This window comes from Brevundimonas sp. T2-11, assembly GCF_055397675.1.
The window spans coordinates 2,200,245-2,225,132 of the sequence record NZ_AP027920.1 but is presented as its reverse complement, the minus strand read 5'-3'; the positions used below and the strand labels follow the sequence as shown (position 1 = coordinate 2,225,132).

The 24,888-nt window shown below is 66.7% G+C and carries 23 protein-coding genes; 14 read left to right on the top strand and 9 right to left on the bottom strand.

The window, feature by feature from the left end:
- Positions 1-40 precede the first annotated feature (40 nt).
- Positions 41-2,116: a TonB-dependent receptor domain-containing protein gene (locus ACZ5XO_RS10875; RefSeq protein ID WP_464162368.1), complete on the bottom strand. Its 2,076-nt coding sequence runs from the start codon at positions 2,114-2,116 to the stop codon at positions 41-43.
- A 128-nt stretch (positions 2,117-2,244) separates the two neighbouring features.
- Here ACZ5XO_RS10875 and ACZ5XO_RS10870 point away from each other — a divergent pair, with 128 nt between their 5' ends.
- The 4 genes from ACZ5XO_RS10870 to tdh are packed head-to-tail and all read left to right on the top strand — an operon-like array spanning position 2,245 to position 5,737.
- The gene (locus ACZ5XO_RS10870) at positions 2,245-3,102 is read left to right on the top strand and encodes a DUF4232 domain-containing protein (protein WP_464162367.1); all 858 of its coding nucleotides are present in this window, start codon (positions 2,245-2,247) and stop codon (positions 3,100-3,102) included.
- A gap of 45 nt (positions 3,103-3,147) precedes the next feature.
- On the top strand, positions 3,148-4,350 hold the full coding sequence (locus tag ACZ5XO_RS10865) for a glycine C-acetyltransferase (RefSeq protein ID WP_464162366.1): 1,203 nt from the start codon (positions 3,148-3,150) through the stop codon (positions 4,348-4,350).
- Positions 4,351-4,363: 13 nt separating this feature from the next.
- Positions 4,364-4,663, top strand: a complete 300-nt coding sequence (locus ACZ5XO_RS10860; RefSeq protein WP_464162365.1) for a barstar family protein — start codon at positions 4,364-4,366, stop codon at positions 4,661-4,663.
- Positions 4,664-4,690: 27 nt separating this feature from the next.
- Positions 4,691-5,737: an L-threonine 3-dehydrogenase gene (tdh, locus tag ACZ5XO_RS10855; RefSeq protein ID WP_464162364.1), complete on the top strand. Its 1,047-nt coding sequence runs from the start codon at positions 4,691-4,693 to the stop codon at positions 5,735-5,737.
- Between the two features lie 59 nt (positions 5,738-5,796).
- Here tdh and ACZ5XO_RS10850 read toward each other — a convergent pair whose 3' ends face one another.
- Entirely contained in the window at positions 5,797-6,195 is a 399-nt protein-coding gene (locus tag ACZ5XO_RS10850) for a hypothetical protein (protein WP_464162363.1), read from the bottom strand.
- Positions 6,196-6,337: 142 nt separating this feature from the next.
- Here ACZ5XO_RS10850 and rlmJ point away from each other — a divergent pair, with 142 nt between their 5' ends.
- Positions 6,338-7,159, top strand: coding sequence for a 23S rRNA (adenine(2030)-N(6))-methyltransferase RlmJ (gene rlmJ, locus ACZ5XO_RS10845; protein ID WP_464162362.1), 822 nt, complete (start codon positions 6,338-6,340; stop codon positions 7,157-7,159).
- Here the strand turns inward: rlmJ and ACZ5XO_RS10840 are convergent.
- The gene (locus ACZ5XO_RS10840) at positions 7,156-7,473 is read right to left on the bottom strand and encodes an antibiotic biosynthesis monooxygenase family protein (RefSeq protein WP_464162361.1); all 318 of its coding nucleotides are present in this window, start codon (positions 7,471-7,473) and stop codon (positions 7,156-7,158) included. The genes rlmJ and ACZ5XO_RS10840 overlap by 4 nt on opposite strands.
- Positions 7,474-7,556: 83 nt before the next feature.
- On the opposite strand from ACZ5XO_RS10840, the gene ACZ5XO_RS10835 reads away from it, so the two are divergent.
- A complete protein-coding gene (locus ACZ5XO_RS10835) occupies positions 7,557-8,288 on the top strand; it encodes a type 1 glutamine amidotransferase (RefSeq protein WP_464162360.1) in 732 nt (243 codons plus the stop codon).
- A 76-nt stretch (positions 8,289-8,364) separates the two neighbouring features.
- Positions 8,365-10,854 carry a hybrid sensor histidine kinase/response regulator gene (locus tag ACZ5XO_RS10830; protein WP_464162359.1) on the top strand — a complete coding sequence of 830 codons (2,490 nt, stop codon included), beginning with the start codon at positions 8,365-8,367 and terminating at the stop codon, positions 10,852-10,854.
- Between the two features lie 16 nt (positions 10,855-10,870).
- Here ACZ5XO_RS10830 and hemF read toward each other — a convergent pair whose 3' ends face one another.
- A complete protein-coding gene (hemF, locus tag ACZ5XO_RS10825) occupies positions 10,871-11,725 on the bottom strand; it encodes an oxygen-dependent coproporphyrinogen oxidase (protein ID WP_464164907.1) in 855 nt (284 codons plus the stop codon).
- Between the two features lie 179 nt (positions 11,726-11,904).
- On the opposite strand from hemF, the gene ACZ5XO_RS10820 reads away from it, so the two are divergent.
- Positions 11,905-13,182: a dipeptidase gene (locus ACZ5XO_RS10820; RefSeq protein ID WP_464162358.1), complete on the top strand. Its 1,278-nt coding sequence runs from the start codon at positions 11,905-11,907 to the stop codon at positions 13,180-13,182.
- Between the two features lie 3 nt (positions 13,183-13,185).
- On the opposite strand, the gene ACZ5XO_RS10815 is transcribed toward ACZ5XO_RS10820, so the two are convergent.
- Positions 13,186-14,010 (bottom strand): outer membrane beta-barrel protein, encoded by an 825-nt coding sequence (locus tag ACZ5XO_RS10815; protein ID WP_464162357.1) that lies wholly within the window; start codon positions 14,008-14,010, stop codon positions 13,186-13,188.
- A gap of 66 nt (positions 14,011-14,076) precedes the next feature.
- Positions 14,077-14,532 carry a tRNA (cytidine(34)-2'-O)-methyltransferase gene (locus tag ACZ5XO_RS10810; protein ID WP_464162356.1) on the bottom strand — a complete coding sequence of 152 codons (456 nt, stop codon included), beginning with the start codon at positions 14,530-14,532 and terminating at the stop codon, positions 14,077-14,079.
- A gap of 195 nt (positions 14,533-14,727) precedes the next feature.
- Between ACZ5XO_RS10810 and petA the strand changes: the two genes are divergently transcribed.
- The 6 genes from petA (at position 14,728) to ACZ5XO_RS10780 (ending at position 21,635) form a co-directional block, all read left to right on the top strand.
- A complete protein-coding gene (petA, locus tag ACZ5XO_RS10805; RefSeq protein WP_292081833.1) occupies positions 14,728-15,282 on the top strand; it encodes a ubiquinol-cytochrome c reductase iron-sulfur subunit in 555 nt (184 codons plus the stop codon).
- 17 nt (positions 15,283-15,299) lie between these two features.
- Positions 15,300-16,598 (top strand): cytochrome b, encoded by a 1,299-nt coding sequence (locus ACZ5XO_RS10800; protein ID WP_312784327.1) that lies wholly within the window; start codon positions 15,300-15,302, stop codon positions 16,596-16,598.
- A gap of 5 nt (positions 16,599-16,603) precedes the next feature.
- Entirely contained in the window at positions 16,604-17,479 is an 876-nt protein-coding gene (locus ACZ5XO_RS10795; protein ID WP_464162355.1) for a cytochrome c1, read from the top strand.
- 143 nt (positions 17,480-17,622) lie between these two features.
- The gene (locus ACZ5XO_RS10790) at positions 17,623-19,263 is read left to right on the top strand and encodes a M28 family metallopeptidase (RefSeq protein WP_464162354.1); all 1,641 of its coding nucleotides are present in this window, start codon (positions 17,623-17,625) and stop codon (positions 19,261-19,263) included.
- 117 nt (positions 19,264-19,380) lie between these two features.
- Positions 19,381-20,991, top strand: coding sequence for a M28 family peptidase (locus ACZ5XO_RS10785; protein WP_464162353.1), 1,611 nt, complete (start codon positions 19,381-19,383; stop codon positions 20,989-20,991).
- 206 nt (positions 20,992-21,197) lie between these two features.
- Positions 21,198-21,635 carry a hypothetical protein gene (locus tag ACZ5XO_RS10780; RefSeq protein WP_464162352.1) on the top strand — a complete coding sequence of 146 codons (438 nt, stop codon included), beginning with the start codon at positions 21,198-21,200 and terminating at the stop codon, positions 21,633-21,635.
- A gap of 3 nt (positions 21,636-21,638) precedes the next feature.
- On the opposite strand, the gene ACZ5XO_RS10775 is transcribed toward ACZ5XO_RS10780, so the two are convergent.
- The 3 genes from ACZ5XO_RS10775 to ACZ5XO_RS10765 all read right to left on the bottom strand — a co-directional run bounded on the left by ACZ5XO_RS10775 (position 21,639) and on the right by ACZ5XO_RS10765 (position 24,878).
- A complete protein-coding gene (locus ACZ5XO_RS10775) occupies positions 21,639-22,910 on the bottom strand; it encodes an O-acetylhomoserine aminocarboxypropyltransferase/cysteine synthase family protein (RefSeq protein ID WP_464162351.1) in 1,272 nt (423 codons plus the stop codon).
- A gap of 130 nt (positions 22,911-23,040) precedes the next feature.
- Positions 23,041-24,138, bottom strand: a complete 1,098-nt coding sequence (gene ychF, locus ACZ5XO_RS10770) for a redox-regulated ATPase YchF (protein ID WP_464162350.1) — start codon at positions 24,136-24,138, stop codon at positions 23,041-23,043.
- A 275-nt stretch (positions 24,139-24,413) separates the two neighbouring features.
- Positions 24,414-24,878: a copper chaperone PCu(A)C gene (locus ACZ5XO_RS10765; RefSeq protein WP_464162349.1), complete on the bottom strand. Its 465-nt coding sequence runs from the start codon at positions 24,876-24,878 to the stop codon at positions 24,414-24,416.
- Positions 24,879-24,888: the final 10 nt, after the last annotated feature.

Genomic DNA, 24,888 nt, shown 5'->3' with positions numbered 1-24,888 from the left:
CCGTCGGACGCCGCCCCTTCTTTTTTGGCTCTGACGAAAATCAGAAGCGGGCGCGCACGCCCACGACCAGGTTGCGGCCCCGCTGCGGCGCGGTCTCGGCCAGGAACGAAGCGTGGTTCAGCGCCAGCTCGTCCAGCAGGTTGGTGCCGCGCAGGAAGACCTGCGATTTCACCCCCGCCAGTTCCACGTCATAGGCCACGGTGGCGTTGACCATGTTGTAGCCCGGCGTCTCGCTTTCGAAGTCGGCGATGTCGTTCTGCTTGAAGGTGCGGCTGTACTCCACGTCGCCAGACCATGCCCCGGCGAAGGCTTCGGCCCGAACGCCGACACGGGCGGCGGGAATGCGGGGCAGGTTGCCGCCGTCGCCCTTCAGCTCGCCGCGCACATAGTCGCCGAACACCGTGGCCGACAGCCAGGGCGTCAGTTGCTGGCGCACCTCGCCCTCCAGGCCGGTGAAGGTGGCGTCGGCCTGGCTGTACTGGATCAGGCGGAAGTCCTCGAACTGGTCCAGGGTCCGGGCGAAGATGTAGTCGTCGTAGACGTAGTGATAGGCGCTGACCGAGGCCGTGGTGGACCCCGCCGTCTTGCGAAGGGTCAGCTCCAGGGCGTTGGCGGTCTCGACGTCCAGGCCGCTGTCGCCCATCTCGTAGGTGTTGGTCGCCAGGTGGACGCCGTCGGCATAGAGCTCCTGCGCCGAGGGGGCGCGCTGCGAACGCGACAGCGACACCGCGCCGGTCCAGCCGGGCATGAAGTGCCAGACCGCTGAACCCGAGATCGAGAAGGGCTTGTGCTCGGTGTCGGCCAGGCCCAGGGCCGAGGCCTCCTGCCACTCCTGACGCAGGGCGCCTTCCAGATGCCAGTCGCCCAGTTCGTACTCTTCCATCACGAACAGGCCGGTGTTCTTGGTCGTGCTGGGGGCCAGGAAGCTTTCCTCGCCCACGGCGGCGAAGTCGCTCTTGCTCAGCTGCAGGCCGATCACGCCCTTGAAGCCGGCGATCTCGCGATGCTGGGCCTCGATGCGGCCATCATAGCCCTCGTTGGTGAAGGTGGTCGAGACGACGCCTTCCTCCAGCTCCTGGTGCTGATAGTCGGTATAGCCGGCGCGCAGGCGGACGTTCTCGAAGCCGGGCAGGGGATCGCGCAGTTCACCGCGCAGGTCGAAGCGGCGGCTCTTCAGCCGGACCTCGGGCACGCCGTGGTCGTGATCGTGCTCCTCGCCTTCCTCATGGTCGTGGCCGTCGTGGTCGTGATCGTCGTGGCCGCCGCAATGCAGGTGGTCGCCGTGCGGGTGGCAGCCCTCGTATTCGTGGGTGTGGCCGGCCAGACCATAGCGGCTGGTCTGCTCCGTATAGGCCGCCCCCAGATAGCCGCGCGACCCGATGTATGAGGCGCCCAGCGTTGCGGTCGAGGTCTCGTTGTAGGAGCCGTCCAGACGCGCTTCGTCCCAGTCAGGCACCTTGTAGTCGTCGGCCTTGCGCGCCGCCGCCTCGATGCGGACGGCGAAGTTTCCGGCGCCGACCGTGGCGCCCACCACGCCGGCTTCCTCGTTATCGACCGAGCCGCGACGGTATTCGACCACGGCCTCGCCGCCCTCAGCCGGGACGCGGGTGGGGATCTTCTTGTCCAGCAGGTTGACCGCGCCGCCGATGGCGCCGCCGCCGTAGAGCAGGGCCGAGGGGCCGCGCAGGATCTCGATGCCCTCCAGCAGCAGGGGCTCGCCGGAAATGGCGTGGTCGGGCGAAACCTCCGAGGCGTCCATCAGGCCCGCGCCTTCGCTCAGCACCTTGACGCGCGGGGCGGCCTGGCCACGCACCACCGGGCGGCTGGCGCCGCCGCCGAAGGTGTCGGAGTTGACGCCGGGAATGCCGCTGAGGGTGTCGCCCAGGGTCGACTGGCGGCGGTGGACCAGTTCGTCGCCGCTCAGCAGGGCGACGTGCGAACCGACGTCGTCGCCGGCGCGGCCCAGGGGGAGGGCCCGGACCACGACGTCGGCGATCTCGGTCGGCTCGTCCTGTTGTGCTGTCTGGACGACGTCATCAGCCGCAAAGGCGGAGGTCGAGAGGGCGGCGGCCCCGACGGCGGTCAGCAGGAAGGTTTGAAGTCGCAAGGCACGCATCCCCGTTACAATGTCACGAGCTTGATATGTTATAGTGTATCATCAAGCAACCGCTCCGTTCGATTTCCTTGCAAGCGGAGCCTTTGGGCGGGCGCGGCGTTGGGATCGGACATTCCAGAGAGGCGCTCATGACCCGCTCCGCCGCTACGTTATTGTCCTGTCTCGGCCTGGCCGTGACCGCCTGTTCCCAGGAAGCGCCGCCCGCGCCGACGTCTCCGGTCGAGGCACCGCCCGCCCAGACCGCCGCCGCCGTGGGTTACGCCTGCGAGAGCGGCAAGACCATCGCCGTGACCTATCCGGACACGGAGACGGCGCGGGTGTCTTATGACGGGCGCGATTACGTCCTGACCAGCGCGGTCTCGGCCAGCGGCGCGCGTTACGCCGGGCAGGGTCTGGAATGGTGGACCGCCAGCCGCAACGGGCAGGAGAGCGGAACCCTCAGCCGGTTGGGGCCGAACGATCAGGCTGGCGGGGCGGTGCTCGAGCGATGCAGCCGCCCGGTCGCGGCCCTGGCTCCGTCGCCCGAGACGCCTTGCGTGGGGACGAACCTGCGGCTGTCGGTCGAGGGCGGCGATGCGGGCATGGGCAATCGCGTCACCACCCTGGCCGTGCAGAATATGGGAACCCAGACCTGCAGCCTGACCGGCTATCCGACGGTGACGCTGGCCGACGCGGGCGACCGCACTCTGAGCACCATCAAGGCGGTGCAGGAGCCGGGCAACTATCTTGCGCAGGGAACGGCCCCGTCGCCGGTTTCCGTCAAGCCCCAGGCTAAGGCCTTCTTCGACCTCGCCTGGAACGTCGTGCCGCATGAATCCGAAGGCGAGAAGGTCTGCCCCGAGGCCAAATTCTTGCGTCTAACCACACCCGGCGACACGGCCCAGATCACGCTCCCGCTGGCTCTGACGCCCTGCGGGAGGCAAATTCGTGTCAGTCCGTTTCGGCCGGTCATCGACGCCTCGGCCGGACCTGCCCCCGAGACCTGAAATCAGGGGTTCAAACGGACCTGAATTCAGCGTAGCGGAGAAATCATGACCCAGAGCACCAATACGGCCTTTTACGACCGCATCTCCGCCGAGCTGGCTGACATCCACGCCCAGGGGCTGACCAAGCCCGAGCGCGTCATCGCCTCGCGTCAGGGGCCGGTGATCTCGGTCAACGGCCGCGACGTCCTGAACTTCTGCGCCAACAACTACCTCGGCCTGGCCGGCGACGAGCGCGTTACCCAGGCGGGCATCAGGGCGATGGAGAAGTGGGGCGCGGGCACGGCCTCGGTCCGCTTCATCTGCGGCACGTTGGAAATCCACAAGGAGCTGGAGCGCGCCATCGCCGACTATCTCGGCTTTGAAGACACCATCCTGTTCGCCGCCGCCTTCGACGCCAACGGCGGCATCTTCGAGCCGCTGTTCGGGGCCGAGGACGCCATCGTCTCGGACAGCCTGAACCACGCTTCGATCATCGACGGCGTGCGTCTGTCGAAGGCACAGCGCTATCGCTTCGCCAACTCCGACATGGCCGATCTGGAGGCCAAGCTGAAGGAGGCGCGCGCCGCCGGCGCCCGCAACATCATCATCGCCACCGACGGCGCCTTCTCGATGGACGGCTACATCGGCAAGATCGACCAGATCCGCGCCCTGGCTGACCAGTATCAGGCCCTGATCATGGTCGACGACTGCCACGCGACCGGCTTCCTGGGCGACAAGGGCAAGGGCTCGTTTTCGCATTGCGGGGTCGAGGTCGATTTCGTCACCGGCACCTTCGGCAAGGCGTTGGGCGGGGCCATGGGCGGCTTTATCTGCGCCCGCTCGAACGTGGTGGAACTGCTGAAGCAGCGGGCGCGGCCCTATCTGTTCTCCAACGCCCTGGCGCCCGCCGTCTGCGGCTCGTCGCTGGAAGCCATCCGCATCGCCGCGGGGGATGAGGGCGACAAGCTGCGCGCGCAGCTGTTCGCCAACGCCGCGCGGTTCCGCTCGGCCATGGCGGAGGCGGGCTTCGACCTGCTGTCGGGCGAGCACCCGATCATTCCGGTCATGCTGGGCGACGCCAAGCTGGCGCAGGACATGGCGGCGCGCCTGCTGGAACTGGGCGTCTACGTCATCGGGTTCAGCTTCCCCGTGGTGCCGCGCGGCCAGGCCCGCATCCGCACCCAGATGTCGGCGGCCCACACCTTCGAGCAGATCGACGCCGCCGTGGCGGCGTTCACCACGGCTGGCAAGGAGCTCGGCGTCATCTGACGCTGGATTGGCGATGGAAGCGCAAATCGACGGGCAGACAATCAAGACCACCGACGATTTCTATGAGGCTTTTGCGAGGATCGACGGGGTGCCGAGTTGGTTCGGTCGAAACCTCGACGCCCTCTGGGACACGGTGACCGGCCTGCTGGAAAAGCCGGTCACTCTCGACTGGCGGAATTTCCAGGCTTCCAGGGATGCGATGGGACTGGACTTCGAGACGCTCATTGAGCTTCTCCTTCAGGCCCAGGCAGAGACGGCCTCAGCCCCCGACCGGGTAAGATTTGAACTGAAGCTCGACGGCCAGCCCAGCTAGGGCTGCGCGAGCGGGAGAAGTGATCCGATGACCAATACCATGAAGGCCCTGGCCAAGACGAAACCGGGCGTGGGCCTGGAACTGATCGACGCCCCCATCCCCGTCGCGGGCGACGAGGACGTGCTGATCAAGGTGCACCGCACCGCCGTCTGCGGCACCGACATCCACATCTGGAACTGGGACGAGTGGTCCCAGAAGAACGTGCCCGTGCCGATGATCACCGGCCACGAGTTCGCCGGCGAGATCGTCGCCATCGGCAAGGATGTGGATCGCCGCCTGAAGGTCGGCCAGCGCGTCTCGGCCGAGGGGCACGTCATCGACCTGAACTCCGAGGCGGCTCGCGCCGGTCACTTCCATCTGGACCCCGACACGCGCGGCATCGGCGTGAACCGTCAGGGCGCCTTCGCCGAGTACGTGGTGGCCCCGGCCTTCAACGTCATCGAACTGCCGGATGACGTGCCCTATGAGATCGGCTCGATTCTCGACCCGTTCGGCAACGCCGTGCACACGGCGCAGCAGTTCGACCTGCTGGGCGAGGACGTCCTGGTCACCGGCGCCGGTCCCATCGGCATGATGGCCGCCGCCGTCGCCCGTCACGCGGGCGCCCGCACCGTGGTCCTAACGGATATCAATGACTTCCGCCTGGAACTTGCACAGAAGGTTGCGCCGGGCATCCGCGCCGTGAACACGACCAAGGAAGACCTGCGCGACGTGATGCACGAGCTGGGCCTGAAGGTCGGCTTTGACGTGGCGCTGGAGATGTCGGGTTCGCCCATCGCCTTCAGGCAGTGTGTCGACACCCTGATCATGGGCGGCGGCATGGCCATGCTGGGCATTCCCAGCAAGCCGATGGAGACGGACTGGGGCGCCATCATCCTGAAGGCCCTGACCATCAAGGGCGTCTATGGGCGCGAGATGTTCACCACCTGGCGCAAGATGCTGGGCCTGCTGAAGGCCGGTCTGGACCTGACGCCGCTGATCACCCACCAGATGCCCTATCAGGACTTCGAGGCGGGCTTTGAGGCCATGAAGTCCGGCAAGTCGGGCAAGGTCGTCCTGAACTGGGCCGACTGACCGGTCGCTGACCCGCGAAGCCAAGGCCCCCTGACCGCAAGGCAGGGGGCTTTTTTGTCTCAGGCGAGGGCCGAGCGGGGGCCGGTGGCGCGGAAGACGATGATCGCAAACAGCGCCATTCCCAGAAGGATCACCAGGCCCGCCAGGGCCAGAACGGGTCCGGCCAGGGCTAGGGCGGGTTGATACTGGATCAGCACGAGGGGCAGGCTGGGGACCATCAGGATCACGCCGGTCACGGCGACCCAGAAATGCGCCCAGGCCAGTCGCCCATGCCCGGCCTGCGGCACGACGCGATAGAACAGGCCGTAGATCGACATCGACACCCAACCCAGAAGGTTCAGGTGGGCGTGGGCGCTGCTGGTCGAATGATCATGGGTCGCACCCATGACGTTACCCCAGATCATGCCGATCAAGGCGGCCACGAGGGCAAGGCGCAGGAAGGTGTTCGACAGGGTCATGCGATCGCTCCAGTTTCGGGCGCAAGCACCACATAAATAACACCGGTTTTTCATTCCTCCAATCGGCCGCGCCGCAAGGGCGACATGCGCGGTCGAAGGTTCTCGACTTGACCCCGCGCCCGGACCGGGAGACGAGCAGTCCATGAACTATCGTCACAGTTTTCACGCCGGAAACTTCGCCGACCTGGTCAAGCACGCCCTGGTCCTGTGGTTGCTGAAGGAGCGGCAGGCGAAGGGGCCGGTCACGGTCCTCGACACCCATGCGGGCGCGGGCCTCTATGACCTGTCGGGCGACGGGGCGCGGTCGAAGGAAGCCGAGGCAGGCGTGGCGCGGCTGATGACCGCCGAGGACCGCCCGCCGCTGATCGAGGCCCTGGCGGTCGAGGTCGCGGCTCTGAACCCCGACGGCGGGGCGCGCTTCTATCCGGGTTCGCCCCTGCTGATCGCGCGGGCGCTGCGTGACGGCGACCGCTACCTGGGCTTCGAGTTCAACCCGCCGGTGCAGGACATGCTGGTTGAGGCCCTGGCGGAATGGCCCGCTGCCGAGGGACGCGCGGGCGACGGCTATGTCGAGGCGCTGAAGGCGGCGAAGACGACCAAGGGGCCGCTGGTCCTGATTGACCCGCCGTTCGAGCGGCCTGACGACTACGTCCGCTCGGCCGAGACGGCCACCGCCATTCTGCGTCACGACCGCACGGCGACGGTGGCGGTCTGGACCCCCTTGAAGGACATGGAGACCTTCGACGGCTTCATCCGTCGTCTGGAAGAGGCGAAGGTGGGCCGGGTCCTGGTCGCCGAGGCGCGCCTGCGCCCGCTGAACAATCCGATGAAGATGAACGGCTGCACCATGACGGTGGTCAATCCGCCCTCGGGCGCGGAAGTCGCAGCGGCTGAAATTTGTGGCTGGGTCGCGGCGACCCTGGGCGAGGCGGACGCCCGGGCCGAGGTCTGGCGGGCCGGCTAGGCCTCGACCACCTCGCCGGGCTCATAGAGGTGCGGCTCGAAGGTGGCGAGGGCCAGGATAGGCCCCATGGCCGCCACGACGCTGGGGTGACGGGTCATGACCTTCCAGTCCGTGGCGCTGGCCCAGACGGCGTGATTGGCCACGACCCGTCCGTTCAGACCGCGATGCAGGGTGGCGGAGACAAAGCCGGGCAGGGCGCGCTGGACCTGGGCCAGGGTCGTCAGATGCTCGATCAGTTCGTCCTGACGACGCGCCTCGCACTTGAAGATATTGATCAGGACGACCGGGGAATCGGCGGGCGCGTCGGCGGTCATATGGGGCGGCCTCGTTGCAATCGCCCGACTTCTACCCCAATCCAGAGACAGACGCTTCCTTCTCCCCGCTGGAAAACGCCGAAATGACCCGTATCGCCATTCTGGAAACCGGCCACCCGCCCGAACATCTGCGGGACGCCTTCGACGACTATCCGGCGCGCTTCCGCTATCTGCTGGGCGAGAACGTGCCGACCACGCGCTTCGACGTGCAGTCGGGGCACCTGCCGGAAGACCCGTCGCACTTCACCGGCGTCATCGTCACCGGCTCGGCGGCGGGGGTCTACGACGATCTGCCGTGGATTTCGCCGCTGGTGGACTGGTTGCGCGCGGCGCGAGGCAAGACGCGACTGCTGGGCATCTGCTTCGGCCATCAGGTCATCGCCCACGCCTTCGGCGGGAAGGTCGAGAAGTCGCACAAGGGCTGGGGCGTCGGTCTGCATCGTTACGACGTCGTCAGCCACGAGCCCTGGATGCATCCGCGCGCCCGCTCGATCGCCATTCCGGTGTCGCATCAGGATCAGGTGGTGGCGATCGCCCCGGATACGCGGGTCGTCGCTTCGTGCGAATTCACGCCCTACGCCGGTCTGGCCTGGGGCGAGGACGCGATCAGCTTCCAGTGCCATCCCGAGTTCCAGCCCGCCTACGCCGCCGCTCTGATCGAGGGGCGGCGCGGCCATCGCATTCCGCATGACCTGGCGGACGAGGCCCTGCTGAGCCTGGAAGGCGCCAATGATCGCGCGGTCCTGACGGCCTGGATACGGGCCTATCTGCTGCTGACGCCGCCGCCCGTCGAGGCGGACGGCAGCGGAATCTGACACGGGCGCGTTCGGCGAACGCTAAACCTTGCTCAACTTCTAGTGTGCCAGTCTGGGGCATCAGTCTGGAAGTGTGATGTCGCCATTCAAAGCTGCGGTCCTCGCGATCGCCATTCTGCTGTCGCCGGGCCTGGTTCAGGCGCAGGCGCCCGTCTCGCGTGATGACTTGCTGCGGGCCGTCGAGCAGCGCGCGTCGCAGACGAATTTCGCCGAGCTCGAGGCCTTCGGCGAGGCCGCCTACAGGCGCCATGATCGCGAAGGTCTGAACCGCCTCTATCATGTCGTCTGGACCATTCAGAACCAGGGCGAGTTCGATCGCGCGGCCTTCTGGAACCGACGGCTGGAGGAGAAGGCGCGGGCGCAACGCGATCAGCGCTACATCCAGATCGCGCGGCTCAACGACCTGACCGCTCGCTATGATCAGGGCGACCTGACGGTCGACGCTGAAATGACGCGGATGACGACCGCCGGCGTCGACTGGTTCGTGCGCGCCCACGCCGCCCGTTTGACCGCCTTGGCCCTGATTGATCAGGACCGCGTCGGCGAAGGCTTGAAGCTGCTCAATCAGGCCGAAACTGACATTCCTGACGGCGAGCCCTTTGCCGACACCGCCCATGCCGGGTTGTGGGAGATGACGGGCATGGGGTTGATGAAGCTCAATGACGTGGTCGGCGCCACCATCGCCTTTCGCCGTTTCGAGATGGACTACGCCAACGCGGCCTATCCCCGTCCTGATTTCGACAGTCTGTACAACCTCGCCAAGATGGCGGTTCAGGTCGGCGATCTGACGCGCGCTCAGGAATACTACGCCGCCCATCGTCGTCTGAGCCTGAGGACCGGGCTCGAAAATCTTCTGATCTACGACGCGGGCCTGTGCGCTCAGGTGGCCGACGCTCGCGACGAACCCCTGGAGGTGCTGGCCTGTCTGTCGCCCTATGGCGAGGATATGGGGCCGGCGGCCTTCCTCATGCTGGATGTTCTGCCCCTGCGGGCGGTCGCCCGGGCGCGCACCGGCGATCTGGCTGGCGCACGCCGCGACCTTGAACGGCTGCGCGCTCTGGATCGAGAAGGCGGGGTGGATTCCCATGTCGCCCTTGTCGAGGCGGAATTGCTTTTCGCCTCGGGACAGTCGGCCGAGGCCTATACGGTTCTTCGGACCTATCAGCGGGGCCGCGACGTTCAGACCGCCCAGAGGTTCAGCGCCGGCATCCGTCAGGTCACCGGCGACATTCAGGAGCAACTGGACCGGCGGCGTCAGCAATTGGAGACCGCGCGGGCCAATACCGAGCTGCAGCGCACCGTCATCCGCTGGCAGAACTGGATCGTCGGCATCGGCGTGGTCTTCATGCTGTCGGCCCTGCTGACCCTCATCTGGCAATGGCGTCAGGGCGGCGAACTGCGCAGCGCGCGCAGACGGGCGGAAGACGCCAATCGATCCAAGAGCGAGTTCCTGGCCAACATGAGCCATGAAATCCGCACGCCGCTGAATGGCGTGGTGGCCATGGCCGACGCCCTGGGCCAGCGTGACCTGAACGCCGATGAGCATGAAATGGTCGAGGTCATCCGCTCCTCCGGCGCCACCCTGGAACGACTGCTGTCCGACATCCTGGACAGCGCTCGCATCGAATCCGGCCAGGTCACGATCGAGACGGCGCCCTTCCATCTGGGGCGGGCGGTCCATGATGTCGCCGCCTTGTGGCGGGTGCCGGCCGAGGCCAAGGGGGTGGCGGTGGTCGCCCATGTGGACGCCAGGCTGGATCAGCTGGTCGAAGGCGACGCCGTGCGTGTGCGTCAGGTCCTGACCAATCTGGTCAGCAACGCCCTGAAGTTCACCGCGGAAGGCGAGGTCAGCCTGACGGTCGAGCCGGGCGTCGAGGGGGACGTGCGGTTCATCGTCACCGACACCGGCGTCGGCTTCGATGAGGACCAGAAGGCCCGTATCTTCGGCCGTTTCCAGCAGGCGGACGGTTCGATCACGCGACGCTTCGGCGGCACCGGACTGGGGCTGGCCATCTCGCGAGAGCTGGTCGAACTGATGGGCGGTCGCCTGGAGTGCGACAGCACCCCGGGCGAAGGTTCCCGCTTCTGGTTCGAGATCCCCTTGCTTCCGGTCGCGGAGGCGAGTCAGGCGGTTGAGGCGGTCCCGCCGGCCGCCGACGTGCGTGAACAGCCGCTGCGAGTGCTGTTGGCCGACGACCACCCGGCCAACCGCAAGGTTATCGAGATCATGCTTGGGGCGACGGCCATGGAACTGGTCGCGGTCGAAGACGGGGCGCAGGCGCTGGATGTCTTCAAGCGCGAGGCGTTTGATCTTGTTCTGATGGACATGCAGATGCCGGTGATGGACGGCCTGACCGCCACCGCCGCCATTCGCGCTTTCGAGACGCAGGCTGGCCGCGCCCGGACGCCGATCCTGATGCTCACCGCCAACGCCATGGCCGAGCATGTCGAGGCGGGGCGGGCCGCAGGGGCGGACGGCCATCTGACCAAGCCCCTGACCCTGGCCGCCCTCTTCGACGCCATCGCCGGGGCGATGGCGCGTGGACCGCGCGCCGAGGTCGCCTAGGTCGCCTAGGTCGTCATCAGGGCCACTTCACCACGGGCGGCATGGAGCTGAGGATCGACTCGACGTTGCCGCCGGTCTTCAAGCCGAACATGGTGCCGCGGTCGTAGAGCAGGTTGAACTCGACGTAGCGGCCACGACGGATCAGCTGTTCCTCGCGCTCCTCGGGCGTCCAGGCCTCGGTCATGCGGCCGGCGACGATCTTGGAATAGACCTCGAGGAAGGCCTTGCCGACGTCCTGGGTGAAGGCGAAGTCGCGTTCCCAGTCGCCGCTGTCGTGGTGGTCGTAGAAGATCCCGCCGGTGCCGCGCGGCTCGTTGCGGTGCGGCAGGAAGAAATACTCGTCGCACCACTGTTTGTATTTGGCGTGCCAAGCCGGATCGAAGGCGTCGCAGGCGCCCTTCATGGCGGCGTGGAAGGCGAGGGTGTCGGGATGGTCGTCGCGACGGTCCACGTCCAGCACCGGCGTCAGGTCGCCGCCGCCGCCGAACCAGGTCCTGGTGGTCGAGATCAGGCGGGTGTTCATGTGCACGGCGGGCACGCGCGGGCTGACCGGGTGGCAGATCAGGCTGATGCCGGTGGCGTAGAAGCGCGGGTCTTCCTCGGCGCCGGGGACGTTCTTCGCATAATCGGCGGGGAAGGTTCCATGGACGGTCGAACAGTGGACGCCCACCTTTTCGAACAGGCGGCCGCTCATCATGCCCATGACGCCGCCGCCGCCTTCCTTGCGGTCCCAGGGCGTGCGCACGAAGCGGCCGGCCTCGCCGGGGAAGAGGTCGGAGGGGGCGGCGTCTTCCAGGGCCTCGAAACCGGCATGGATCTGATCACGCAGGGTCTCGAACCAGACGCGGGCGCGCTCGCGGTGCTCGACCATCAGGGTAGGGGTGTCTTGAATCATCAGGGCTTCAACCATGACGGGCGGCCTTTGTGAACAGTGTGCGGTGCGTGCTTCATGCGCCTTCGCCTGAAACAGGGCCTTGATCCAGATCAGACCCGGTTCCCATGCCGCTCCGCCTGTGTCAGCGTGGCCGTATCAGTATTGAGGGGACCCCCATGATCCGCACCGCCCTGCTCGCCGCCGTTTCGCTCGCCGTCCTGGCCGGGCCTGCCCTGGCGCAAACCCCGGCCGGCGACAATGCTGCGGGGCAGGAGCGGGTGATGCAGATCCTGCGCCGCACCCCCTTGATCGACGGCCACAACGACCTGCCCTGGGCCCTGCGTCAGGGCTTCGGGAACGATCCCTATCGTGTTGATCTGGCGACCAATCTGGCGGCGACGACGCGCCTCCATACAGATATCCCGCGCCTGCGCGCGGGCGGCGTCGGCGCCCAGTTCTGGTCGGTCTATGTCCCGGCCAGCCTGGAGCCGGTCGAGGCCGCCAAGGCCACCTTCGAGCAGATCGACACGGTCAAGCGCATCGCCGCCGCCCATCCCTCGGTGTTCGAGATCGCCACCACCGCCGACGACATCAGCCGCATCCACAGGGCCGGCCGCATCGCTAGCCTGATCGGCATGGAGGGCGGCTATTCGATCGACGACTCCCTGGGCCTGCTGCGCGAGTTCTATGATTCCGGCGCCCGCTACATGACGCTGACCCATTCCAAGACCACGACCTGGGCCGACAGCGCCACCGACGCGCCGAAGTGGACCGGCCTGTCGCCTTTCGGCGAGCAGGTGGTGAAGGAGATGAACCGCCTCGGCATGATGGTGGACCTGAGCCATGTCTCGGAAGAGACCATGTATGACGCCATCCGCGTCACGACGGCCCCGGTGATCTTCTCGCATTCGTCGGCGCGCGCCGTGACGGGCCATCCGCGCAACGTGCCTGACTCCGTGCTGCGGATGATGCCGGCCAATGGCGGGATCGTCATGGTCACCTTCGTGCCGGGCTTCATCAGCGAGCCTGTGCGCCAGTGGGGCGCCCTGCGCTCCGCCGAGCTCTCGCGGCTCTCGGCCCTGAACCAGGGCGATCCCGACGCGGTGAAGACGGGCATGGACGCCTGGACCGCCGCCCATCCGGCGCCCAGGGCCACGCTGGACGACGTGGTGGCCCACATTCAGCACGTTCGCGACGTGGCGGGCATCGACCACGTCGGCCTGGGCGGCGACTTCGACGGCGTCGACAGCCTGCCCGAGGGCGTCGAGAGCGTGGAAGCCTATCCGCGCATTCTGGCCGAGCTGATGCGTCGCGGTTGGTCCGAGGCCGACATCCGCAAGATTTCGGGCGAGAACCTGCTGCGCACCATGCGCGCCGTCGAGGCCGCGGCCACCGCACAGCGCGGGGAGCGGCCAAACCTGGCGCAGCTGCCGAACGACGGCGCGCCGGAGTAGGGGTCAGAATCGGGCGCGCACGAAGACGGCTGGGCCGCTGAACTGATACCTCAGTCCGCCGGCCCATTTGCGCTTCTCAATGCTCAGATCGTAATCGACGTAGCGGTACATGACACCGAGATCGACACGCTGTGATACGGCGTAGGCGGCGCCGGCCTGCATGTTCAGTACGCCGCCGTGATAGTCGCCCAGGCTCAGCGACAGATAGTCGGCCCGGCCGTTGAACGTGACCTTCGGCGTCGGCCGCCAGACGCCGTAAACACCCGCAGTGGGCAAGGGCGCCAGGAAGGTCCGACGTCGCACGACTTCTTCGACCTCGACGGGGCCGACCTTTCCGCGTCCCGCCAACCGGATATCGAAATCGGTCGCGTGCAGGCCGACCGCCGCCCCGGCCTCGAGATTGTCGCGTCGGATCAGCGAGTATCCCAGGGTTAAGCGATAGATATCCGAGCGAAAGCTGCTGTCGATGGTGGCTGTGGCGGGAAAGGTCACGATCTCGAAGGGGATGTCGCGCTTCAGAACCTCCGTGCTGGACCGGTCCAGGCGGTAGATGTCGGCGTTGATCGTCAGACGTTCAGAGTGGCGATACCCACCACTGATCGCGGCCAGCGTCTCCCGGTCGTCCATGCCGAGATCGCGTTCGAAGTCCATCTGCCCCCCTTCCGGCGCCTTGGGCAGACGAAAATCACCGCGCGTATCGAGATCGGCCCACATGACGGAGGCCTCGATCCAGTAGCGTTCGTCCAGCGACTGCGCACGCCCTTGGCCAGCGGCCAGGGACGCAATCAGAAACACAGGGATGACAAGCCGCTTGGGTAGGTCGCGCATGCCGACACGTTCGCGCGTGCGCGCGTGGCGGCTATCCGGGAAAACCCTGAGCCGCGCGCATGATCATCAGCGGGGGATGAGCGCGCCGGTCTGCCTCAGCCCTTCCCACAGGGCGATGCCTGCACTGACCGACAGGTTCAGCGAACGCGTCTCGGGCCGAATGGGGATGACGACGCGGGCGTCGGCGGCGGCGTGGACGTAATCCGGCGCGCCGGCGCTTTCCTTGCCGAACAACAGGATATCGTCCGGTTGAAATTCGAAATCGGGCAGGGGCGTGGCGCCCCTGGTTGTGAACAGGACCAGTCGTCCGGGCGCGCGGTCGCGCTGGAAGGCGTCCCAGTCGGCGTGGCGGGTCATGTGGCTGAGCGGGCCATAGTCGAGGGCCGCGCGCTTCATGGCGCGGTCGTCGAAACGGAAGCCGGTGGGCTCGATGACGTGCAATTCCACGCCGAAACAGGCGCTCTGTCGGATACAGGCGCCCACATTCTGCGGGATGTCAGGTTGAAAAAGGGCGAGACGCATTCTAAGGCCGTCATACGCGCGGGGCGGGGTCTTGTCGCGGTCTTTGTTGCGACCGTTTCGCAAGTTGTGTCAGCAACTTGCGTGGAATGCGGTAAAACAGGGGCCGCAGGCATCTTCTGCCGTCTCGCAGGGACGATCCATGCCGACGACTAACCCCTTTCGGGGACGGGCGATCGGGAGTGCAGAGGTGAGAGCGTGGCCGAATCGGTCGTGAATGCTGAAGGGCCTGAGGGCCAACACGGGGGCGGCGACGCCACCCGCCGCGATTTCATCCACATCGCCGCCGGCGCCGCCGCGGTCGGTGCTGGCGTGATGGTGGCCTGGCCGCTGATCAACCAGATGAACCCCGCCGCCGACACCCTGGCCCTGGCCTCGATCGAATTCGATCTGACCAAGGTTCAGGAAGGCCAGCAGGTCGTCATCAAGTGGCAGGGCAAGCCGGTCTTCGTGCGTTACCGCACCCCGGCCGAGCTGACCAAGGTCATCGACGAAGGCGCCGTGGGCAGCCCGCCGCAGACCGACGCCGAACGCACCAAGGCCGGCCATGAGAAATATCTGGTCGTCGTCGGTTCGTGCACCCACCTGGGCTGCGTGCCGACCTTCAACGCCGGCGATTACGGCGGCTGGTTCTGCCCCTGCCACGGTTCGCACTACGACGCCTCGGGCCGCATTCGTAAGGGCCCGGCGCCGCTGAACCTGATCGTGCCGAACTACGAATACGTGTCCGACACCCGCGTGAAGATCGGCTGAGGACGGACAGAGGACCCATGAGCGATCACGAATCCACCTACGTCCCCAAAACCGCGATCGAGCGGTGGATGGACACCCGCCTGCCGATCATCCGCTTCGGCATGGACTACGCCAACCTGCCGACCCCCCGGAACCTGAACTACTGGTGGACCTTCGGCGGCATCCTGGCCCTGTGCCTGATGACGCAGATCATCACCGGCATTGTTCTGGCCATGCACTACACCCCGCACGTCGACCTGGCCTTCGCCTCGGTCGAGCGCATCATGCGCGACGTGAACGGCGGCTGGCTGATCCGTTACGTGCACGCCAACGGTGCGTCGATGTTCTTCATCGCCGTCTACCTGCACATGCTGCGCGGTCTCTACTACGGGTCCTACAAGGCCCCGCGCGAGATGATCTGGATCATCGGCTGCGTCATCTTCTTCCTGATGATCGCCACCGCCTTCCTGGGCTACGTCCTGCCCTGGGGCCAGATGTCCTTCTGGGGCGCTGAGGTCATCACCAACCTGATCGGCGCCATTCCGGTCGTCGGCGAGCCGATCCTGATCTGGCTGCGCGGCGGCCCGGCGATCGACAACGCCACCCTGAACCGCTTCTTCTCGCTGCACTACCTGCTGCCGTTCGTCATCGCTGGCTGCGTGGTGCTGCACCTCTGGGCCCTGCACGCCGCCGGTCAGAACAACCCGGTCGGCATCCTGATCCCGAAGGACCGCGCCAAGAAGGACATGCTGCCCTTCCACCCCTACTTCACGGTCAAGGACGGCTTCGCCATCATCCTGTTCCTGATCCTGTTCGCGGTCTTCGTCTTCTATCAGCCGAACGCCCTGGGCCACGCCGACAACTACATCCCGGCCAACCCGCTGCAGACCCCGGCGCACATCGTGCCTGAGTGGTACATGCTGCCCTTCTACGCGATCCTGCGCGCCATCCCCGACAAGTTCGGCGGCGTGGTGGCCATGTTCGCGGCGATCGGCGTCCTGTTCGTCCTGCCCTGGCTGGACACGTCCAAGGTGCGCTCGATGCGCTACCGCCCGACGATGAAGACCTTCTTCATCATCTTCCTGTTCGTCTGCTTCGGCCTCGGCTGGTGCGGCGCCCAGCTGCCGGACGCTCCGGTGGTGCCGGGCATGCCCAGCTTCAACCTGATCGACGGCCAGCTGAACTCCTACCTGTGGCTGACGCGTCTGTTCACGGCCTACTACTTCTTCTTCTTCCTGGTGCTGATGCCGTTCCTCGGCCTGCGCGAGAAGCCGCTGCCGGTCCCGGCGACGATTTCCGAGCCGGTCCTGTCGGGCGAAGCCGAGCAGAAGGCCTGAACGCGATGATTTCCAACGAGAAGAAAACCGTGTCCTTCCGCAAAACCCTGGTCGTTCTGACGGCCGCTCTGGGCCTGGCCGCCACCGCCGCTCCGGCGCTGGCCGCCGGGGGCGCCAAGCATCCGCGCAGCGGCGGCTTCAGCTTCGAGGGGCCGTTCGGCACCTATGATCAGGGCCAGCTGCAACGCGGCTACAAGGTCTACAAGGAAGTCTGCGCCTCGTGCCACGGCATGAACCTGGTGCACTTCCGCAACCTGGGCGACAAGCACGGGCCGTTCTGGAACCCGGAATATCCGAACCCGAACGACAACCCGGTCGTGAAGGCCCTGGCCAAGGAAGTTCAGGTCGCGGACATCGACAGCGAGACGGGCGAGGCGCTGATGCGCGACGCCACCACCGCCGACAAGTTCCCGTCGCCCTATCCGAACGCCACGGCTGCGGCCGCCGCCAACGGCGGCGCGACGCCGCCCGACCTCTCGGTCATGGCCAAGGCCCGTCATGACGGCGCCAACTATATCTACTCGCTGCTGTCGGGCTACGTGACGCCGCCCAGGGGTCTGAAAATGACCTCGAGCCAGCATTACAACCCCTACATGGCCGGCGACCTGACCCCGTTCTGGGAAGGCGAGGGCCACGCCCCTCCGGGCGGCTTCATCGCCATGCCGGCGCCGCTGCGCGCCGGTCAGGTCACCTATGACGACGGCACCGAAGCCACCGTCGATCAGATGGCCAAGGACGTCGCCGCCTTCATCGCCTGGACTTCCGAGCCCAAGGCGACCGAGCGCAAGCAGATGGGCTTCGGCGTGATCATCTTCCTGCTGCTGTTCGCGGGGATCACCTACGCCAGCTACCGCCGCATCTGGAAGGGCGTCACCCACTAGGGCGCGTCGCTTTCGAGACGAGATAACCCGCCGGAGCGATCCGGCGGGTTTTTTCGTGTCTGCGCCGCCTCGCGCCTGCATCGACTCTGCGGATTTCGACCGATAGGGTCCGGGCCTCTGATTTGGTTGAGGGGTCTGTCTCCATGCGTTTGATGTCGTCCGCCGCCGTCCTGTTGTTCGCCGCTTCGCTGGCTTCGGGCGCGGTCGCCCAGACGCCCGACTTCGACGCGGCGCGCATTTCCAACGACATCAAGGTCCTGTCGGACGACAGCTTCGAGGGGCGCGGCATCGCCACCCCCGCCGAGCAGAAGGTCATCGACTACCTGAGCGGGCAGTATGCCGCCGCGGGCTTCGCGCCCGGCGGCGAGAATGGCGGCTGGACCCAGGCCGTCGGCCTGAACCGCTTCACCGTCTCCAATGTCAGCGGCCAGATCAAGGTCGGCGACTGGTCACAAGCCCTGACCCAGGGCCAGCAGGCCACCATCACCACGCGCCTGCCCAGCGACGGAGTCGATCTGCGCGGCAAGCCCCTGGTCTTCGTGGGCTACGGCACGAACGCGCCCGAGCGTGGCTGGAACGACTTCAAGACCGACGTGCGCGGCAAGGTGATCGTGGTGCTGGTCAACGACGCCGATTTCGAAGAGCCCGCCCTGAACACCTTCGGCGGCGAGGCCATGACCTACTACGGCCGCTGGACCTACAAGTACGAAGAGGCCGCGCGTCAGGGCGCGGCGGGCGTGCTGATCGTCCACGAAACCCGCCCGGCCTCCTACGGCTGGACCACCGTGGCCAACTCCTGGTCGGTGCCCCAGTTCGACATCGTGCGTCAGAACCCTTCGGCCGAGCGCGTGCCGATGGAGGCCTGGATCCAGCGTGACGTGGCCGTCGAGATGTTCCGCCACGCCGGCCTCGACTTCGAGCAGGAGAAGATCAAGGCGCGCAGCCGCGACTTCCAGCCCGTCGAACTGGCGGGCGCGACCATCGACGCCCGGTTTGACGTGAAGACGGACCAGATCACCACCCATAACGTGGTGGCCAGGCTGGAGGGGACGACCCACCCGGACGAGACCATCCTTTACACCGGTCACTGGGATCACATCGGCATGGGCGAGCCGGACGCCAGCGGCGACCGCATCTTCAACGGCGCCGTGGATAACGCCTCGGGCACGGCCGGCCTGCTGGAACTGGCGCGTCAGTGGTCGAAGGGGCCGAAGCCCGAGCGCACCATCGTCATGATCAGCTTCACCGGCGAGGAAAGCGGCCTTCTGGGTTCGGAATTCTACGCCGCCAATCCCCTCTATCCGCTGGAAACCACGGTGGCGGGCTTCAACCTCGACGCCATGGGCGTCCTCGGGCGGATGAGCAAGCTGGGCGTGACCGGCTATGGCCAGTCCGATCTGGACGAGCGCGTCATCGCGCTGGCGGCGGCCCAGGGGCGCGGCTTCGAGGGCGACGCAGGGGCGGGCGCCGGCATCTACTTCCGCTCGGACCACTTCCCTCTGGCCAAGCGCGGCGTGCCGATGGCCTATCTGTCCTCGACGGGCGACTATGTCGACGAGCCGGTCGCCCCGCGCCTGACCGCCGCCGCCGAGTATCGCGCCAACCGCTATCACCAGGCTGCGGACGAGTGGGAGCCGAACTGGGACTATGGCGGCATGATTCAGGATCTCGAGGTGGTCTTCGCCGCCGGACAGAGCCTGGCCAACAGCCGTGACTGGCCGGCGTGGAAGTCGGGCTCGGAATTCGGCCCCGCTCGCGCCGTCAGCGACGACCGGCGCAAGTAGGCGGAGTGCTGATCCGCCACCGCGCGGAACATGACAAAAATGTAAGGGGCGGCTTCTCGCGAGGCCGCCCTATTACTTTGCGCGAAAGCCCCCCGTGGGGGAGGGCGAGGAGTTCCCATGCATCGTCGGTTCATCAGCGGCGTCGCCGCCACGGCCCTCCTGTTCGTCGCCGGCGCGGCCGCTGCTCAAGACTTTTCGGCCCAGCGCCTGTCGGAGGAAATCCGCACCATCAGCGCCGACGACTTCCAGGGCCGCTATCCCGGCACGGACGGCGAGAAGAAGACCCTGGACTGGCTTCAGGCCCAGTACGAGGCCATGGGCCTGGCTCCGGGCGGTCCGGACGGCCAGTGGCTGCAGGTCATTGACCTGAAGCGCTACACTCCCGTCGCCGACGCCACCCGGGCCAGCTGGAGCGGCGCGGACGGTCAGGTTCACGCCCTGACGCCGGGAACCGACATCACCTTGCGGGCGGTCAGCAATGATGGCCGGGCCTCGATCGCCAATGCGGGTCTGGTCTTCGCGGGCTACGGCATCCACGCGCCCGAGCGTGGCTGGGACGACTACGGCGGCCTCGACGTGGCGGGCAAGATCGTCCTGGTGATCGGCGGCGAGCCGGACGGCGACCTGTTCAACGGCCCCTATGCGACCAACTACCAGTCCGGGGCCTACAAGGCGGACGAGGCCCGACGCCGCGGCGCCTTGGGCGTCATCACGGTGTCCAGGGCCGCCGCCGCCGACGCCGCCTGGACGCGCATGATCCAGGGCAACGCCCGCACCCGCATCCTGACGCCGGGCGCGGCCGATCTGGAGTTCTCGGGCGCGATCAACGCCGACACGGCCAGGACCCTGGGGCTGGACATCGCCGGGTTGGCGACGCGCGCGGCCACAGGCGATTTCCGCGCCTTCGTCTTGCCGGACTTGACCCTTTCGGTCGAGACGGCCGAGACCATCGACACCCTGCGGACCCACAACCTGCTGGCCAGGATTCCGGGGACCAAGCGTCCGAACGAGACTGTCATCTACTCGGCCCACTGGGATCACGTCGGCGTCAACGAACACGCGGCGGGCGACGACAAGATCTTCAACGGCGCATGGGACAACGCCTCGGGCACCATCGGCGTGCTGGAAATGGCGCGTCAGCTGAAGGCGGCGCCCGCTCCGGAGCGCTCCATCGTCTTCGCCCATATGGCGGCCGAGGAGATGGGGCTGCTGGGCGCCTACGCCTATGCCGCCGATCCGGTCTATCCGCTGGAAACGACCGTGGCCGACATCAATATCGACATGCTGCCCCTGTCCGGCCCGACCCGTGACGTGCCGATCTTCGGCAAGGGCCAGAACAGCCTGGAAGACGATCTTCAGGCCCTGGCCGAGAAGGAAGGTCGCTATGTCTCCGACGACGGCCAGCCAGAGCAGGGCTTCTACTACCGCTCCGACCATTTCCCCTTCGCCCGCGCGGGCGTGCCGGCCCTGATGCCCTGGCATGGCGTGGACTGGGTCGAGGGCGGCCGCGAAGCCGGTCTGGCGGCGTGGAAGGCCAAGTTCGGCGCCGACTATCACCAGCCCAGCGACGAATGGTCGGCCGATTGGGATCTGCGCTCGGCGGTCGAGAACCTGACCCTGCTGTATCGTCTGGGCCTCCAACTGGCCAACAGCGAGGAATGGCCGACCTGGAAGCCGACCTCCGAGTTCGGTCAGGTCCGCGCGGCCAGCGACGCGGCGCGTCGATGAGGCGACGGGTGTCGCCTTCAGGTGCAAACCCGTTCCAAGCCTGCTGAAGCTCCTCTTCGTGGGGGTGATTTTCAGAGCGGCCCCATCGGCTTTCTCAATGGCCTGATGAGCGGATTTCGCGATCGGCCCTGGCCGGATGTGAACCGCCTCACCGCTCGCTCGTTTGTCCAGGCATGAGAGCCTTGCTCATTTCAGGCTTGGCGATCGTGGCGCTCTCTGCCTGTGATCGTCAGTCGCGTGTCAATCCGCCGACGGAGCCGGCGCAACCCATCCAGGGGCCGGCGGCGGCCGCGCCGCCCGCGCAGCGGCCGCCCGGGGCCGAATCCATGCTGCCCGGGGCGGGGCCGGTCAGCTTCGTCGGGCGTTGGGCGGCTGAGGCGGACTGGTGTTTCAACCCGCGCGGCGACCGCGTGCCGATCGAAATCACCACCACCGAGTTGCGCGGTTACGAGAACCGGTGCGAGATCCAGCGCATCACCGAGATCAGCACCGGTTATGAAGCGGCGCTGAAGTGCGATTCCGAGGGGCAGACCCGTTATGAACGGGTGCGGCTGGCCGCTACCGATCGTACCCTGGTCCTTACCTGGCTGGACCGCAGCGATCAGGCTGTTCGCCTGATCCGCTGCACCACCCTGGCGGATTGACGGTCAGACCGCCGCCAGAGCCTGTTCCAAATCCTTGATCAGGTCGTCGATGTGCTCGATGCCCACCGAGAGGCGCACGGTGTCCTCGGTCACGCCCGCCTTCTTCAGTTCGTCTGGCGACAACTGGCGGTGAGTGGTCGAGGCCGGGTGGCAGACCAGGGACTTGGCGTCGCCGATGTTGACCAGGCGGGTGAACAGCTTGACCGCGTCCTGGAACCGTCCGCCGGCCTCGCGGCCGCCATCGACGCCGAAGGTCAGCAGACCCGAGGCCTTGCCGCCGAAATACTTCTGAATCAGGGCGTGCCCGGGATGGTCGGGCAGGCCGGCGTAGTTGACCCATTTCACCTTGGGGTGGTTCTTCAGATAGTTCGCCACAGCGACGGCGTTCTCGACGTGCCGGTCCATGCGCAGGGCCAGGGTCTCCAGCCCCTGCAGGATCAGGAAGCTGTTGAACGGCGAAATGGCCGCCCCGGTGTTCCGCAGCAGCACGGTCCGCACCCGGCCGATATAGGCCGCCGGGCCAAGCGCCTCGGTATAGACCACGCCGTGATAGGAGACCTCGGGCTCGTTCAGGCGGCGAAAGCGCGCCCTGTGCTCGGCCCAGGGGAATTTACCGCTGTCGATGATGGCCCCGCCGATGCTGGTGCCGTGGCCGCCGATATACTTGGTCAGCGACAGCACCACGATGTCGGCGCCGTGCTCGATCGGGCGCGTCAGGTAGGGGGTCGGCACGGTGTTGTCGACGATCAGCGGCAGACCTTGGGCGTGGGCCGCTTCGGCCAGGGCGGCGAAGTCCACCACATTGCCCAGCGGATTGCCGATGGACTCGCAGAAGACCGCCTTGGTGCGCGCATCCGTGTTGGCGGCGACGGCGGCGATGTCGTCGGCGTCAATGAAGCGCACCTCGATGCCGTACTGGGGCAGGGTATGGGCGAACAGATTGTAGGTGCCGCCGTAAAGCGTCGAGGTGGCGATGATGTTGTCGCCCGCCTCTGCAATCGTCAGGATCGCATAGGTGATGGCCGCCTGGCCCGAGGCCACCGTCAGGGCCGCGATCCCGCCCTCCAGCGCCGCCAGACGCTGCTCCAGCACGTCCGAGGTCGGGTTCATGATGCGGGTGTAGATATTGCCCGACACCTTCAGATCGAACAGGTCCGCGCCATGCTGGGTGTCGTCAAAGGCGTAGCTGGTGGTCTGATAGATGGGCACCGCCACCGACTTCGTCGTCGGGTCGGGCGAATAGCCGGCGTGGACGGCGAGCGTGTCGAACTTCATGCGTTTCCCCGGGGAGTATGACGCGTGAACCGCGCCTTCATTCCCCGAGGCTAGCAAAACCCCGATAGCAATGGGATTTCAGATTTTCTGCGGAGCCGGTCAGATTTTCTAACCGGACCCCGTGTCAGGATCAGTTGTTGAACAGGAAGTGCATCACGTCGCCGTCCTTGACGACATAGGCCTTGCCTTCCGCCCGCATCTTGCCGGCTTCCTTGGCGCCCGCTTCGCCCTTCAGCGCGACATAGTCGTCGAAGGCGATGGTTTCGCCGCGGATGAAGCCTTTTTCGAAGTCGGTGTGGATGACGCCGGCGGCCTGCGGGGCGGTGGCGCCGACCGGGATGGTCCAGGCGCGGGCTTCCTTGGGACCCACGGTGAAGTAGGTCTGCAGGCCCAGCAGCTTGTAGGCTTCGCGGATCAGGCGGTTCAGGCCGGGCTCTTCCAGACCCAGGGTCTCGAGGAACTCCTTCTGCTCCTCGTCGTCCAGGACGGCGATTTCCGACTCGATCTGGGCCGAGATGACCACCGAGTTGGCGTTGTCCTCGGCGGCGCGCCTGGCCACCAGGTCGGACAGGTCATTCCCCTTGTCGGCCGAACCTTCCTCGACGTTGGCGACATAGAGGGCGGGCAGGGCGGTCAGCAGTTGCAGCATGTCCCAGGCCTTCTTGTCCTCCTTGGACACCTCGGCCAGGCGCGCGGGCTTGCCGTCGCGCAGCTTCTCCAGCGCGGCGTCGATCAGCTTCAGCGTCAGCTGGGATTCCTTGTCGCCGCCCTTGGCGCGCTTCTCGACCTGAACGCGACGGCGCTCCAGGCTCTCGAGGTCGGCCAGCATCAGCTCGGTTTCGATGATCTCGAGGTCCGAGATCGGGTCGATGCGGTTCTCGACGTGGGTGATGTCGTCGTCGACGAAGCAGCGGGCGACGAAGGCCACGGCGTCGCAGTCGCGGATGTTGGCCAGGAACTGGTTGCCCAGACCTTCGCCCTTGGACGCGCCGCGCACCAGACCGGCCACGTCGACGAAGGTGATCCGCGCGGGGATGATTTCCTTCGACCCGGCGATCTCCGCCAGCTGGTTCAGACGGGCTTCCGGCACGGCCACGTCGCCGGTGTTCGGCTCGATGGTGCAGAACGGATAGTTGGCGGCCTGGGCCGCCGCCGTCTTGGTCAGGGCGTTGAACAGGGTGGACTTGCCGACGTTGGGCAGGCCGACGATCGCGACTTTAAGAGCCATGGGATTCCTCGTGAGCGCGAGCCTTTAGCGGGTTCGGGCCGATTTGTCAGGTGCGCCTGTGTCTGAACCCTCTCCGTTGGGAGAGGGCTTGAGCCTCCAAGAGCGAAGCGATTGGAAAAGGCGAAAGGGTGAGGGGCCGCGCTGTAAAATCGGCGTGAGCCGTGGCGCGGCGGCTTGCGCCGATGGAGGGCTGCGACCCTCACCCTTTCGCTTGGCGGATCGCCTTCGGCTCTCCGAAGCTCAAGCCCTCTCCCATCGGGAGAGGGAAATCCGTCCTACTCCTCGGAATCCACCACCGGCGGCTGCTTGATCGCCGCGTGGACGCCGATGGCCGGGGCCTTCTCGAAGGTCAGGGTGAAGGAGGCGACGCCGTCGTCGACCAGAGGATCGCGCAGGCCCATCAGCATCACGTGCGTCGAGCCCGGCTTCAGCTCGACCTTCTGACCAGCGGGCAGAGGCAGGCCGTCCTTCAGTTCGCCCATGCTCATGACGCCGTTCTCCATCTTCATCTCATGGATCTGGGCGCTTTCGGCGAGAGCGGTCGAGACGCTGAGCAGGCGGTCGTCGGAACCGGCCGTCAGGGTGACGTAGCAGCCGCCGGCCTTGGCCCCGTTGGGCGTCGGGCGGCACCAGGCGTCGGCGACCGTGACGGTTCCGGGCGCGGCCTCAGCGGGCTTTTCGGCGGGCTGACCACAGGCGCCGAGGGCGAGGAAGGCGGACAGGGCGAGAATGCGTTTCATGGCGGGTCTC